Raw genomic sequence first — 15204 nt, forward strand, 5'->3', positions numbered from 1 at the left:
GGCGGCTCGTTCCAACGTTCGCGGCGTTCTGTCCCAATCGGGACGATGCATAGACTTAACCTACTCAGACTTTTGCCGCATGTCCCGACCGACCCACCGTTTTGGGCTATTGGCGAAATAATTGGACAACCCGCAAAAAATGTGGCCTCGCCCCAGAACCTGTGCTCTCGCCTTCCCGGGCCGTGCATCGTTTCCCGGTCCGTGCCCCGTTCTTCCGTGCCCCGTTCTTCCCAGAAACAATGTGATGGGTTGCGGACCGATTCCCACCCGCCCGGCATCCCGCAAGCCCAACAGTGCCTCTCGCTGGCACTCAAGCGACCAGCAAGAGGCACTCTTGGAGGGAAAGCCCAGCATTTTCAACAGTCGCTCTGCCAACGGTGCCTCTCGCTGGCATTCAAGCGACCGGTGAAGCTGACCGTTGGAGACTCAGCCGTTGGAAACAGGCCAATTCTTCTCCAACGGTGCCTCTCACTGGCACTGTCGCGACCAGCGAAGCCGACCGTTGATGCAAGGCGGGACCGAGAGCTGAACCATCGTCACTTGCCCCCCCAAGAACACCCCCCCCAAGAACAATGTGATGGCTTGCGGACACAAAACACGATTTTCCCGCCCAAAATCGTCGGAAAATGTCCGCAAGCCATCACATTGTTGCGGAATCGATAACAATGTGATGGGTTACGGACAGAAAAAGAACCCCGGCGCGATAAAAGAACCCCGGCGCGATTATCGCGCCGGGGTTCGGGGTCCAAGGCCCGCTCAGGCCCGCCGGGGTTCGTCCGGGACCAGCCTAAGGACCGGCCCGGGGCCCGCCCGGGGCCCAGTCCGCAGCCCTACCGCGGGAGCCGCCGGTCAGGAAGGGGGACCGTCGGCACCCGCGAAAGGCCGCGAGGCCAGGGGCGAGAGCGGAGGAGTCATCAGGCCGTGGCTTTGATTCAGGCCGTGGCCTTGATGGAGTTCCAGGCATCGCCTTCGGCCTGCCAGCCGAGGGCGACGAGGGACTCGTACTCGTTGGAGTCGAGCGTGTAGACATGCAGGCCCGTGTTCGGGTTGTATGCACGCCGCACGGCGCTGGCGTCGGAGGTCTTCGCCGCGTAGAACGCGGTGCCCTCGTCGTTCCAGCCCGCCTTCACCAGCTGGTCGCGCTCGGCGGCGTTGCTTGTGAAGTGGTGCGTGCCCTCGACCGGGTTGTACATGCGGTACACGGCCTCGGACGACTTGGACGGCGCCAGCCAAGCGGTGCCCTCGTCGCTCCAGCCGGCGGCCACCAGGCCGTCGCGCTCATCGGCGGACTCGGTGTAGAAGTGCTCGCCGTTGCCCGGGTTGTACACGCGGTACACCGGGACGTTCTGCACATCGTCGCCGGTCACGGAAAGCGTGACCACGCGCGTCACCGGGGCGCTCAGCTTGTTGTAGGCGCTGATGACGACCGTGTAGTCGCCGGCCTTCTGGGCCTCGCCGGTGATCGTGCCGGTGGCGGCATCGTAGGCCAGGCCCTCGGGCAGGCCGTAGACGCGCACCGTCGGAGCCGGATCGCCTTCGACGGAGACCGGGGCGGAGTACGTCGTGGCGGTCTCGGCGGCGGGCAGGTCCGTGGTGTCGATCGCCACGGCGGTGCCGTGGACGGCCAGCGTGAACGTGGTGCTCACAGGCGTCGCGACATCGGCGTTGCCCGCGGTGACGGTGACGACATAGGAGCCGCCCTTGGTCGGGGTGCCGTGGATGGAGCCGGAGGCCGCGTCATACGACAGGCCCTCGGGCAGGCCGTACACGTTCACGGTGTCGGCGTGGGCGGTCTCGATCGCCTGCGTGTACTCCGTGTTCGCCGTGGCCTCGGCGAGCGAGGTGGTGACGATGCTCGGGATCTCGATTTCGAGAACCGTCGCGGAGAGCGCGCCGGCGGTGTAGGTGCCGTCGGAACCGACCGTGACGCCGTCGAGCTTGGAGGCGTCGGCCGCGTTCGTGGCGTTCACCTTGCTGTCGGCGACCATCGTGCGGTAGGTGCCGGCGGTGAGGCCGGGCACCTTCGCGGCGGTGTCGTTGGCGTTGAGAATCACGACGTAGGTGGCGTCGGCGTCCTTGATCTGGAACGCGACCACGCCGTCGGCGGCCTTGATCATCGTGGAATTGGCCGCGATGTCGGCGTAGCTGGAGTACTGGAAGGCCTTGACGTTCTTGCGCAGGGCGATGAGGCCCTTCACATAGTCGACGCTCTCCTTGTACGTGTCCTGGCGGTTCCAATCCAGGGCGTTGACCGAATCGCCGGCGTTGTAGCTGTTGCCGTTGCCGTCCTTGGTGCGCAGGAACTCCTGGCCCAGCTGGATCTCCGAGATGCCCTGGCTGAGGAACAGTGCGGAATCGGCGAGCTCGGCGCGCTTCATCGTCGTCGTGTCGGAATCCGACGGGTTCGACGTGCGCAGCTTGTCGTAGAGGGTCATGTTGTCATGGATCTCCGCGTACTGCACCACCTGGGAGGCGTTCGCGTACTTGTCCTGCGCGGAGCCGTTCCAGCACGTCGTGGCGCCGGGCGTCGCGTCGTACTGGCATCCCAGCATGTTGTGGGCGATGAGGTTCTCCTGGCCCGCCTTGCCGGACACATAGCCGGTGTCGGTGTCGGAGAACACGGAGCCCTTGAGGCCGTCGCGGATGGAATCGTTGAAGAACGAAACCGTCGAGCCCGTGCCATCGGTGTTGTCCACCAGGTACGCGTTCGGCTGCGTCGTCATCGTGGTGTCGCTCGAGACGGAGTCGCCCGCCATGTCCCAGCCTTCGCCGAGAACGATGATGTTCGGGTCGATCTTGTCGAGGGCCTCGCGCACTTCCTTCATGGTCTCGGTGTCCATGAGGCCCATGAGGTCGAAGCGGAAGCCGTCCACGCCGTAGGCGGTGGCCCAGTACGTCACCGAGTTCACGATGTACTTGCGCATCATCGCGCGCTCGGAGGCGGTGTCGTTGCCGCAGCCGGACTTGTTGGTGAGGTTGCCGTTCGAATCGTAACGGAAGTAATAGCCCGGAACGGTCTTGTTGAACGAGCTGTCGGCCGCGCTCGCGACGTGGTTGTAGACCACGTCCATGACCACGCCGATGCCCGCGTCATGCAGGCCGTCGACCATTTCCTTCGTCTCGTCCACGCGGACGGACGGATTCGTGGCGTCGGAGGAGTACGAGCCTTCCGGAACGTTGTAGTTCTCCGGATCATAGCCCCAGTTGTAGTTCGTGTCATCGAGCGTCTTCGTTTCGTCAACGGAGGCGTAGTCGAAGAACGGCTGCAGCTGGACGTCGGTGATGCCGAGCTCCTTGAGGTAGTCGATGCCGGTGGCGTCGCCGTTGGCGTTCTTCGTGCCGGTCTCGATCATGCCGAGGTACTTGCCGCGGTTGGCCTCGGAGACGCCGGAGGTCTCGCTCTTCGTGAAGTCGCGGATATGGGTTTCCGCGATGATCGCGTCGCCCTGGCTCACGCGGCCGCCCTGGACGGCGTCCACGGTGACGGCGTTGGCCTTGGCGTTCGACAGCACGACGGAGCGGTCGCCGTTCGCGGTGGCGGAGGTGGCGTACGGGTCGGTGGACTCGTTGACGGTTCCGTCGGCGAAGGTGAGCTTGTACTCGTAGGCGAGGGCGTCGGCGGTGTTGTCAATCGTGACGGACCACACGCCCTTGTCGCCGCGGGTCATGGCCACCGGGTCGTTGGCCTCGGCCGTGGCCTCCTTGAAGGTCACGAGCTGCACGTCGGTGGCGGTCGGGGCCCACACCTTGAAGGTGGTGGTGCCGTCGCCATTCGTGGCGCCCAGGTCGCTGCCGTCATAGGCGTTCTCGGAGTCGAAGCGGTCGGTGCGCACGATGGCGCCCGCGATCGCATCGACGGTGCCGAGGTCGGTGCCGTCGGAGTCCTTGAGCGAGACGGAGTACTTGCCGGTGATCGACAGGTCGTCCTTCGTCGTGATCGTGACGGTGGAGCCGCTCTTCGTGACGGCCGTCGTCTCGACGGCGTTGCCGTCGGCGTCGGTCACGGTGGCGGTGACGTCCTTCTTGCTCTCGGCCGACAGCTTGGCCGTCAGCTGGTTGTAATCGGAGATCTCCGCGCTCTTGGCCTTGACGCTCAGGTTCGGCTGGGCGGTGTAGATCGTCGGGTCGCCGGAGACGAGCCAGACCTCGGCCTTGCCCGTCTTGGTCGCGGCATCGAACACCATCGAGGCGGCGGGGACGAAGTGGTTCGCGTCGTCCGGGTCCTTGCTGGCCCAGGTGTCGCCGCCATAGCGGCGCAGCAGGCCGATGTCGCCGGCGGCGGCATCGGAGGCGGCGGAGTAGTTATAGCCCTTCAGCGTCCAGGTGCTGACCTCGCCCCAGTCATCATGGCTGGCGAAGGTCTGGCGGCCGTTGGCGGCGCCGGAGCCCGACCACGTCCACAGATCCCACTGCGGGGTCTTGTTCGTGGTGTCGGAGGAGTTGAAGTACAGGCCGTCATCGCGGTAGTAGTGAACGGTGATGTTCACGTCGTAGGCGGTGTTGGCCTTCACGTAGTCCTCAGGGGCTGCGGTGAGCGTGGCGGACGGATCCGCGGCGGTGCCGTCGATCCAGATCTCCGCGGTGCCCGTGGCGTCCACGGTGGCCGTGCGGTCGCCGCCGACCTTGTCCCACGAATCCGTGGCCTTGACGATCACGCCGAACTGCGTCCAGGTGCCGTCGGTCACGAATTCCGCGACCTTGCCCCAGCCGTCGGCGCCGGTGAACTCAACCTGGGCGCCGTCGAGGTTGGCGCCGGTGTTGGAGTTGGAGCCCCACACCCACAGCGCACGGTCGGCATCGCCCTCGGCGGCCTTGTAGTGCACCACGAGGCGGGTCTTGCCGTTCGCGCGGTAGTCGCTCGGGGCGCCGACGGTGCTCGCGTGGTCGGCAACGGTTTCCTGCACGATTCCGGCCGCGGCGGAGTAGTTGCCGCCGCCCGCCGGGTTATCCCAGGTGTCGCCGCCATCGTTGAACACGTAGCTGACCGCCTGGCCGCCCGTGTCAATCGTGTACTTCCAATAGCCCGTGGCCTCGTCCTTCGTCATCGCCACGCCCGGAGCGGTGGTCCAGGTGCTTCCGATGCCGTAGTGGATGTACGGGGTCGCGTAGTTATCGGTGTTCTTGTAATAGATGGTGAGGGTCGTGTCGGTCGGCTTGACCGTCTCGTCCTCGATCACGTTCTCCGGATCGGAGGGGTCGGTGGTCACGGTGGAGGCCGGGTGGCTGTCCTTCGTGGCGCCGGCGTACAGCGCCACGGCCGTGCGGGCCGGGATCGTGGTGGTGACCTTGCCGTCGGCGACGGTCGCGGTCTGGGAGCAGTCCTCCACGGCGTACACGTTGCAGTACTCGCCGTCGGGCAGCGTGGTGTCATAGGAGACGTCGAGGGCTGTCGTGCCGTTGTTGATGGCGAGGAAGCCCTTGTCGCCGCGCGAGAACGCGATGCTGTCGTTGCCGCTGGACTGCCAGTCCTGAACCGGGGCGGACGTGGTGTCTCCCACGTAGTTGTGGAATGCGATGAGGCCGCGCGTGGAGGTCCAGCGCTGCTCGCAGTTCCAGTCACCCGTGTTCGTGGAGCACGCGGTGTTCATGTCGACGTCCGGCACGGAGGTGGCGGTGGCGCCAGGCGCGCCCGGTTTCGTGTTCTCCTCCTCGAACGTCTTATCGCTGTCGAACTTATAGCCCGACATGAGGCGCGGCGTGCCGTAGCCGTAGGCGAGCATGAACGCGTTGGCGAGCTGGTACTTGCCGCCATCCTTGTAGGTGATCGTGCCGGAGCTGCGCTCGGTGTCCCAGTTGGTGACGAACACGTTTGCGTCGTTGCTCGACAGGTCTCCGCTCAGGCGGTCGGCGAGGCCCTTGAGGGAGGTGACGTTGCCGTTGAAGGCCTGGCTCATCTCGCTCTTGAAGCCGAACTCGGTCACGGTGCCGTTCTGCGTGTAATGCGGCGGCTGGATGCCGGCCGCCTCAGAGCCATTGCCGATGACCTCCTGGATCCAGTAGATGTCGGCGGCGTTCTTGCCCACCTTCTGCGCCAGCTTGGCCTTGACGGCGTTCAGGCTGTCGGTGTTGATGTGCTTGGCCGCGTCGATGCGGAAGCCGACCACGCCGTAGTTGTACATGCGCGCCATGTAGTCGGCCTCGATGTCCTGCACCTTGTCGGATTCGGAATCGAAGTCAAGCATGCCGAGCAGGCGGCACTGCTGCACTTCCGTCTGGTTCGTGTAGTCCTTGATCTTGTCGGTGCACGTGTGGAAATCGTCGGCGGTGATGCCTTTGGGATACGTGCTGGTGGCGAAGCCGGGGAACGATGCGGTGTCCGGCGTGTATTCGCTGCCGTTGGTGCCGGTATAGGTCTTGCCCGTGCCGTCGGGGGCGGCGGTGTTGTTCATGACCACATCGGCGATGATGCCCACGCCCGCAGCCTTGCAGGTCGTGATCATGTTCTTGAATTCCTCTTCGGTGCCCAGCTTGGAGTCGAGCTTATAGCTGACCGGCTGGTAGGAGGTCCACCATTCGGATCCTTGGATGGATTCCTGCGGCGGCGACACCTCCACGAAGCCCACGCCTTCGGGGCCGTACGTGTCGGTGCACTCCTGGGCGATGGTGTTCCAGTTTTGCTGGAATGCGATGACCTGCACGTCACTGTTGAGCTTGAACGCATCGGCCGTGGCGGCGCCGTTGACATTCGTCGACGTCGTCGTGGTCGGGTCCCCGTCGTCGGCGAAGGCCGACGCCAGGGGTGCGAGGCTCACAGTTCCGAGGGCCATGGCCGCGCTCGCGACGATTGCCGTCAGGCGCGATGTCCACTTCCCTGTTCTCATGTGACTGGTTCCTTTGCTTCCTGTTTTCTCGGGTGCATGGACGGGAGCGCCGTTCCCCGGGGGTGGGGTGCGGCCCGGTCTGCCTGCTGCCGACCGACATGGGCGGTTCCGTCGTCATCGGCGGGCGTTGCGAGGCGTTCCGGGCGTTGTGCGCATGTGGTTCACAACTTTGTGTTTCGGCTCGTGTCCATACGGAGTCAATTGTATATGCGCTCTTTCAAAATGCGCCCTCCCGCCTGTCGTAGGCGAAAGGGCGCATGATGGGGCCGTTTCCGCAACAGTGTGATGGCTTGCGGACATTTTTCGGCGATTTTGGCCCCGAAATCGTGGATTTTTGTCCGTAACCCATCACATTGTTATGGAATTCGAAACGATGTGATGGGTTACGGACACGATGGGGGTGCCCGGCCCGACGAAGGCGTCTGGCCGGACTGCGCGGGTTAGGCCGCGGCTCCGGCCTCGGCGACGCGGGTTAGTTCGCAGCCTCGGAGTTCTCGGCGGCGGCGCGGTGGCGGCGGACGGCTTCGGGGATACAGACGGCAAGGGCTATGACGATGACGACGGCGCCGATGATCAGGCGCGCGCGGGTGTTGGCGGGGGAGTTCTCCGACGATTCACCATCCGAACCCGCGCCATCGGAACCTGCACCAACCGCACCCGCACCGGCGTGCGGATCGGCGCTCGCGGACTCCTTCGCCGACGCCCCGTTGGCGGCGTACACCCCGCCGTAGGTCATGTCGATGGCGCTATCGTCGAAGGCGCCGGTGGACGTGAACGTGGGGTCGCTCGGGTCGCTCGCCGCCGTGCCGGTCCACGTTTCGGGCGTGTCGGTGTGGCTGATGGCCAGCGCGCTGTACGGCTCGAGCGTGGCGGTGACGGTGCCGTCGTCCGCCACTGTCACGGTCTGCGAGCAGTCGCCGGCCGCGTACACGTTGCAGTACGTGCCCGCGGGCATCGACGTCTTGTATGTGGTGGTAACGGCCTGGTTCGAGTTGTTCATGGCGAAGAACCCGGCGTCGCCGCGCCCGAACGCGATGTTGTTGGCGCCATCGTCCCACCAATCCGTCACGGGCGCACCCGCCAGGTTCGCGTGGAACTTGATCATGCCGCGGATCGACGTCCACCTTTCGACGCACAGCCACGGCGAGCCGGCACCGCACTGTGTGTCGGGCACGGACGTGGCCGTGGCGCCCGGCGCGCCCGTGTTGCGGTTGGAGAACACGTACCCGGACTGGATGTTCGGCGTGCCGTAGCCGTAGGCGAGCATGAAGGCGTTGGCCAGGAGGTACTTCTTGCCGTCCTTGTAGCTCAGCGAGTTGTTGCTGCGCTCGGTATCCCAGTTGCTTACGAACACCTGCGCCTTGTCGGAGCTCACATAGCCGCCGGTGCCGATGCGTTTGAGTGACGCCACGCTGAGGCCGAAGGCGGCCTTGAGGTCATACGTGAACCGGAACTCCGACGCGTCGCCGGTCGACAGGTAGTTGCTCGGCATGAGCTCCTGCGCGTTGCCCGAGTCGTCGATGACCTCCTGCATCCACCAGATGCGGTCTTCGTCGACGCCGAGTTTCTGCGCCGTCTTCTGCTTGATGGCGGCCACGTCCTCGGGTGCGATGTGCTTGATGGCGTCCATGCGGAAGCCCGAGACGCCCATGTCATAGAGCTTGGCGAGGTAGCCGGCGAGCACGTCCTGCACATGCTCGTCGCCGGTGTTGAGGTCCTGCAGGCCGTCGAGGCGGCATTCCTGCACGTTCCGCACGTTCTTGTAGTCGCTGACTGCGTCGGTGCACGAGTGGAAGTCGGCGCTTGTCCACGGCACGGCGGGGAAGTCGCCGTCGCCCGTGTAGGTGCTGCCGGCCACGCCGATGCCCTGGTCGCTGCCGTCGGCGGGCGCCGCGGCCATATGGTTCGTGATCGCGTCCGCGATAACGCCCACGCCCGCGGCGTTGCAGGTGGCGATCATGTTCTTGAACTCCTCCTCGGTGCCCTCCTTGGAGTCGAGGCTGTAGCTCACCGGCTGGTAGGAAGTCCACCATTCGGATCCCTGGATGGATTCCTGCGGCGGCGACACCTCCACGTAGCCCACGTACTCGGGTCCGAGCACATCGGTGCATTCCTTGGCGATGGAGTTCCAGTTCTGCTGGAAGGCGATGACGACGACGTCGCTCGCCGGCTGTACGTCGTGCAGCGCCTTGCCGTTCGGCGTGGCGAGGGCGGGCTGCGCGCCGTCGAGACCGGTGGCCGCACCGGCGACGAGGCATGCGGCGACGGTTGCGATGGCGGCCAGCGCCGCCACGATTCTGCGGGTCCACGATGCGTGGGTCTGCTGGTTCTTCATGTGTTCTCCGTTCCCTCCGATGGCTTGCGATTGCGACATCGTTCTTGCCCTACCGCAGAATCGTGGCCGACTGCGCCGGCAACACGATGCGCGACCCCTCGAGCGCCGCCGAACCGCCGCGCGACAGCAGCACCTGGCCGCCCACGCCAGCAGGCACCGACTCGAGCTCGACCGCCGCCGGCTCAAGCCCCGGATTCAGCGCCACCACAACCGACGAGCCGTCCGCCGCAGTGCGCGCGTAGACGAAAGCGCGGTCGTCGTCGGAGGCGTGCAGCACCGTGAACAGCCCGTCGGACTGCAGCGCCGGCGTCTCGTGGCGCAGCGCGGTGAGCGCGCGCACGTAATTGAGCTGCGACTCCGGGTCGGCCTCCTGCGCCGCCACCGTCGGCGCGTCCGACGAGGTGTCGACCGGCAGGTAGAGCTTCTCGGCCGGCGCGTCGGAGAACCCGCGGTTCGCGCCGCCGTTCCACTGCATCGGCGTGCGCGTGCCGGTGCGCGTGTAGCCGCCTTCCTTCGTGGGGAGCTCGCGGTAGGACATGCCGATTTCGTCACCGTAGTAAATATAAGGAACGCCGGGCATGGTCAGGAACATCGTGAAGGCGATCTGCTCCTCGCGCGGGCTCAGACGCGGGGCGAGGCGGGCGCAATCGTGGTTGCACGTGATGAAGCAGAAGTAGCCGTTGCCGCGCGATTCCTCGTACTGCGGCAGGTATTCGCGCACGAAACGCGCGGCGCCAGTGCCGCTCGTGGCGCGGAAGAAGCTCGCGTCCGGCGCGCCGCCGATCTGGCTGTCGGTGTCGCGGGCGAGCATACAGTAGCCGTTCGGGTTGCCGTCCCAGCGCCAGTCGAGGTAGAAGTCCATGTCGAAGCCGGCCGTCAGAGACAACGTCGGGCGGCCCCATTCCGACACGAATGCGGCTTGCGGGAAGCGTTCGCGCACGCGGCCGATCATGTCGCGCCACGCCGCGATGGTGTGGGTGCGGCGGTCGTCATCGTATTTCACCAGCGAATCCGCCATGTCGCAGCGGAAGCCGTCGGCGCCCAGCTCGAGCCAGTAGAGCATGACATCCACCATGGCGTCGCGCGTGGCCCGGGCGGCGGGAGAGTCGGGCGACTGCATCCACGGCTTCTCCTGCCGTGCGAAGCCGTAGTTCAGCGCCGGCTGGCAGGCGAAGAAGTTGAGGATATACGTGCCGTTGCGCGGCGCCACGCCGCCGATGAACGGCAGGCCCGGCGCGCCCTCGACCCACGAGGTCGTCCATATATATCGGTCGGAGAACTCGTTGCGCTCCGGCTGGCTGGAAGCGCGGAACCACGGGTGTTCGTCGCTGGTGTGGCCGGCCACGAGGTCGAGCAGCACATGCATGCCGCGCTCGTGGGCGGCGGCGAAGAGGTCGACGAGGTCCTGGTTCGTGCCGTAGCGCGGGGCCACCTTCTTGTAGTCGCGCACGTCGTAGCCGGCGTCCTGGAACGGCGAGTCGAAGCACGGGTTGAGCCAGATGGCGGTGGCGCCGAGCGACGCGATGTAGTCGAGCTTGGCCGTGACGCCCGGCAGGTCGCCGATGCCGTCGGCGTTCGTGTCGTTGAACGACTGCGGGTAGACCTCGTAGAACACGGCGTCCCTGAGCCAGGGCGCGTGTACCGCGGCGGGGGAGGGGATGGGTGCGGTGTTGGGTGCGGAGGTGAATGCGGATTCGGAAGTGCTGCCTGCGTCGGCGCCGTTGCTGCTGTATGACATGCCTCCCACTGTAGCGGCGGCGGTGGAAGGGCACGGCGTGGGAGCGCCGGATCGCATGCCTCGCCGCGTTCCTGAAAGGCCCCTTGAAACGCTCTGAAAAGGGACGCGCAATTGTTACCGGCTCGTGAACTCCTACGGCCGCCTAAGAGTGCCTGGCGGGCTTTGGAGGGGCATTCCCTCGATGCGGAAGCCCCGGTTCGAAAGAAATTCTCCGTGCGTGTCGCGTTCATCGTGGAACTGTGCAAACGCGGGACGATGACCCCGGAGGGCTTGAATCCGAACGCTGCGCGGGTGTCGGGGGGGTGTTTCGGGCGGGCGTGCGGGGCGTGGGCGGAAGGTCGTCCGCGAGGAAAAGGTTGCGGAAACGTGGAGAAAGCATGATACACTAAGGGTTGTTATGTCCAAGGCATCCCGATGTCTTGGACAGACAAGGGTTACAACCCGCCTCCCTCCGGAGACGGAAACAGGAAGGGATCAAAGATGATCAACGGAAAGAAGATTGTCGGCCTCGCAGCCTCCGTGGCTATGATCGCCGGTGCCGCTGCCTGCGGTGGCTCTTCGAACAATGCGAGCAGCAGCGCTGCCGGTTCCAGCTCCTCCGAGAGCGCGGAGATCTGCACCGAGGGTCAGGAAGTCAACCTGACCGTGTGGGGCCCGTCCGAGGACCAGACGGACAACAGCTCTTGGCTGCCGACCGAGGAAGACGCCTTCGAGAAGGCGAACCCGAACTGCAAGATCACGTGGAGCAACTCCGTGGTCTCCGAAGGTGACGCCGGCACGACCGTGAAGCAGGATCCGGAAGCGGCCGCCGATGTCTACCTCTTCTCGAACGATCAGCTCGGTACGCTCGTCGAGGCCAACGCCATCGGCGCCTACCAGGGCGATTATCTGCAGCAGATCAAGGATCACGCCGACGACACCATGATCCAGGCCGTGACCAACAACGGCTCCGTCTACGGCGTTCCGTTCACCGCCAACACGTGGTTCATGTACTACAACTCCTCCGTGTTCTCCGCTGACGACGTGAAGTCCCTCGACACCATGCTCGAGAAGGGCAAGGTCTCCTTCCCGCTTGAGAACTCCTGGTACCTCTGGGCTTTCTATGCAGGCGCGGGTGCCACGCTGTTCGGCGATGACGGCACCAACGCCGATGCCGGCATCTCCCTCGGCGACAACGCCGTGGCCGTGACGAAGTACCTCGTCAACCTCAAGAACAACCCGAACTTCGTGCTCGACAACGATGGCTCCGGCCTCGCCGGCCTCGCCGACGGCTCCGTGAACGCCATGTTCTCCGGTACCTGGGATGCCTCCGACGTCAAGTCCGCCCTCGGCGACTCCAACTACGCCGCCGCCCAGCCGCCGACCTTCACCGTTGACGGCACCGACTACCAGATGAAGGCCTTCGCCGGCGCCAAGGCCGTTGGCTACAACCCGGGCTCCAAGAACGTGGCCGTCGCCATGGCCTTCGCCGTGTTCCTCGGCTCCACCGATGCCCAGAAGGCTCACTACGAGATTCGCCAGGGCGGCGTCATCCCGTCCGACACCGCTCTCGCCAGCGACTCCACGATTACGTCTGATCCGGCCGCCGTCGCCCAGATGAACACCGTGGCCAACGCCTCCATCGTCCAGCCGACCATCGCCGAGATGAACGACGCCAACTTCTGGACCCCGGTCAAGAACTTCGGCACCGCCATCTACAACGGTGACGTGACCGCTGATAATGCCGAGTCCCAGACGAACGCCTTCGCTGGTCAGCTTCCGGCCGCCAAGTAAGCGACAATCGGAATAACTCAGCATAACTAACAACTACGGTTGTATCATGAGGAGCTGTGCTTGGTTCTGCAACCGGCACAGCTCCTCGTTTTGCCTGTCGCCATCGTATTTCCGGCGATGCCGCCGGGAATGGTGTGACGATGGCCTAAACGAAATAGTTCCACTGTTTAGACAAGGAAGGTTGGTCAGCTCGTGGCTACGACCAGCAAGCATGTGGAGACTAAGAAGCGCAAGACCAAGAAGGTCGGCGCCGATTATGTCGCCCCCGCGCCTTGGACGGTGAAGCACGCGTTCCAGCACGGCGATGTCTTCACCTACCTCTCATGCGTCATCTTTGGCCTGAGTAATCTCGCGCGTAAGCAAATCGTCAAAGGCATTCTGTTCCTTGCCGTCGAAGCGCTCTACATCATGTATATGGTGAATACGGGCAGCGTTGCGATCGGCAAGCTCATTTCCGGCCTGTACGGAACCGAATCCAAGCAGGTGTTCAACTCCTACGGCATTCCTGTGCAGACTGCCGAGGAGCGTTCTGTCACGATTCTTCTGTACGGCATCATGGCAGTGTTCTTCACGGCCATTTTCATCTGGTTCTGGACCGTCAACATGCGCGCCGCGTACAAGGCCCAGTACCTGAAGCAGACCACCGGCCACGCGCCCGGCTTCGTCGAGGACGTCAAGGACCTCGTCGACGGCCGCGCCTACGTGACGATGCTCTTCCTCCCGGCCGCCGGCATCCTGATCTTCACGATCCTGCCGCTGATCTTCATGATCTCGATGGCTTTCACGTCGTTCGACAACAACCATCCGTCGCACTTCTCGTGGGTCGGCTTCGAGAACTTCAAGACGGTTCTCTCGAACAACGGCGGCCAGGTCAACCTGCACACGTTCCTTTCGGTGCTTGCCTGGACCTTGGTGTGGGCGTTCTTCGCGACGTTCCTCAACTACTTCCTCGGCATGTTCCTCGCCATGGTCATCAACCGCAAGACCACGAAGCTCAAGAACTTCTGGCGTGGCGTGTTCTCGATGTCCATCGCCGTGCCGCAGTTCGTGTCCCTCCTGGTCATGAACCAGATGCTCGACTCCAACGGCGCCGTGAACCGACTCCTCCAATCGTGGGGTTGGATCAGCTCGCCGCTGCCGTTCTTCACGAACGCCACCTGGGCCCGCGTGACGGTTATCGTCATCAACCTCTGGGTCGGCATCCCGTTCACCATCATGCAGGTGACCGGCATCCTCCAGAACATCCCGGCCGACCTCTACGAGGCCGCCGAGCTGGACGGCGCCAACTGGTGGCAGCAGTTCCGCAACATCACCATGCCGTACATGATCTTCGTGACCACCCCGTACCTGATCACGACCTTCACCGGCAACGTCAATAACTTCAACGTCATCTACCTGCTCTCCGGTGGCCAGCCGCAGCCGGTTGGCTCGACCGCAGGCAAGACCGATCTGCTGATCACGTGGCTGTACAAGCTCACCGTCGACCAGGGCAACTACAACGTGGGCGCCGTCATCGGTATCTTCACGTTCATCGTCCTCGCCGTCGTGTCGCTTATCACCTACCGCAACAGTGGTTCGTACAAGAATGAGGAGGGCTTCCGGTGAGTAGCAAAGACGTCAGCGCCGGCTACACCGAAAAGGCCGGAACCGGCATCCACAACGCTCATACGCGTCGTGTCATCGCCGATGTCCTGTCGTACATTCTGCTTGGTGTGCTGAGCATCATCTGGATCCTGCCGATCGTGTGGGTGTTCCTGGAATCGTTTAACAAGAACACCGCGCCGTACCAGGCAACGTTCTTCCCGACGCAGTACACCTTCGACAACTACAAGCAGCTGTTCACCGACACGTCCGTCATGAACTTCGGCTCGATGTTCCTGCGTACGTTCATCATCGCGTGCTTCGTGTGCCTGATCTCGGTGGCGTTCGTGCTGCTCGTGGCCTACTGCATGAGCCGTATGCGCTTCCGCTTCCGCAAGCCGTTCATGAACATCGTGCTCGTGCTCGGCATGTTCCCGAGCATCATGTCCGTCGTGGCCGTGTACTTCATCCTGAAGGCCATGGGCCTGACCTCGGGCAACTGGACGGTCGTGGCCCTGATCCTCGTGTACTCCGCCGGTACCGGCGCGGGCTTCTACATGATGAAGGGCTACATGGATACCATCCCGACCTCGCTTGATGAGGCCGCCATGCTCGACGGCTGCACGCGTTGGCAGGTGTTCTACAAGATCATTCTGCCGATCTGCCGCCCGATGATCGTGTACCAAGCAATCACCGGCTTCCTGGCCCCGTGGCTCGACTTCGTTATGGCGAAGGCCATCTGCCGCACCCAGGATCAGTACACCGTGGCGCTCGGTCTGTGGCAGATGCTGCAGAAGGAGTACATCACCAACTGGTACGCCCGCTTCGCCGCCGGCGCCGTGGTGGTCTCCATCCCGATTGCGATTCTGTTCATGGTTATGCAGCGCTTCTACCAGGAGTCCATGGCTGGCTCCGTCAAGGGCTGATGCGCTAGCGTATGGCGTGAATTCACAAGG

The 15204-nt window shown here is 64.2% G+C and carries 6 protein-coding genes; 3 read left to right on the plus strand and 3 right to left on the minus strand.

Features of this window, described 5'->3' with window-relative positions:
- Positions 1 to 932: 932 nt before the first annotated feature.
- The 3 genes from pulA to PSRA_RS02360 all read right to left on the minus strand — a co-directional run bounded on the left by pulA (position 933) and on the right by PSRA_RS02360 (position 10894).
- Positions 933 to 6821, minus strand: a complete 5889-nt coding sequence (pulA, locus tag PSRA_RS02350; RefSeq protein WP_094660274.1) for a type I pullulanase — start codon at positions 6819 to 6821, stop codon at positions 933 to 935.
- A 472-nt stretch (positions 6822 to 7293) separates the two neighbouring features.
- Positions 7294 to 9156 carry an alpha-amylase gene (locus PSRA_RS02355; RefSeq protein WP_094660276.1) on the minus strand — a complete coding sequence of 621 codons (1863 nt, stop codon included), beginning with the start codon at positions 9154 to 9156 and terminating at the stop codon, positions 7294 to 7296.
- Positions 9157 to 9205: 49 nt separating this feature from the next.
- Positions 9206 to 10894 (minus strand): alpha-amylase family glycosyl hydrolase, encoded by a 1689-nt coding sequence (locus PSRA_RS02360; RefSeq protein ID WP_094660467.1) that lies wholly within the window; start codon positions 10892 to 10894, stop codon positions 9206 to 9208.
- Positions 10895 to 11374: 480 nt separating this feature from the next.
- Between PSRA_RS02360 and PSRA_RS02365 the strand changes: the two genes are divergently transcribed.
- The 3 genes from PSRA_RS02365 (at position 11375) to PSRA_RS02375 (ending at position 15174) form a co-directional block, all read left to right on the plus strand.
- Positions 11375 to 12667, plus strand: a complete 1293-nt coding sequence (locus PSRA_RS02365) for an extracellular solute-binding protein (protein ID WP_094660278.1) — start codon at positions 11375 to 11377, stop codon at positions 12665 to 12667.
- Positions 12668 to 12859: 192 nt separating this feature from the next.
- The gene (locus PSRA_RS02370; protein ID WP_094660280.1) at positions 12860 to 14272 is read left to right on the plus strand and encodes a carbohydrate ABC transporter permease; all 1413 of its coding nucleotides are present in this window, start codon (positions 12860 to 12862) and stop codon (positions 14270 to 14272) included.
- 47 nt (positions 14273 to 14319) lie between these two features.
- Entirely contained in the window at positions 14320 to 15174 is an 855-nt protein-coding gene (locus PSRA_RS02375; RefSeq protein ID WP_245834858.1) for a sugar ABC transporter permease, read from the plus strand.
- The last annotated feature ends 30 nt before the right edge of the window (positions 15175 to 15204 follow it).

Source organism: Pseudoscardovia radai (assembly GCF_002259605.1).
GTDB classification, from domain to species: domain Bacteria; phylum Actinomycetota; class Actinomycetes; order Actinomycetales; family Bifidobacteriaceae; genus Pseudoscardovia; species Pseudoscardovia radai.

Coding starts and splice junctions, on each gene's coding strand:
- PSRA_RS02360 (WP_094660467.1), bottom strand. CDS start 10,894: ATGTCATACAGCAGCAACGGCGCCGACGCAGGCAGCACTTCCGAATCC.
- PSRA_RS02355 (WP_094660276.1), bottom strand. CDS start 9,156: ATGAAGAACCAGCAGACCCACGCATCGTGGACCCGCAGAATCGTGGCG.
- PSRA_RS02365 (WP_094660278.1), top strand. CDS start 11,375: ATGATCAACGGAAAGAAGATTGTCGGCCTCGCAGCCTCCGTGGCTATG.
- pulA (WP_094660274.1), bottom strand. CDS start 6,821: ATGAGAACAGGGAAGTGGACATCGCGCCTGACGGCAATCGTCGCGAGC.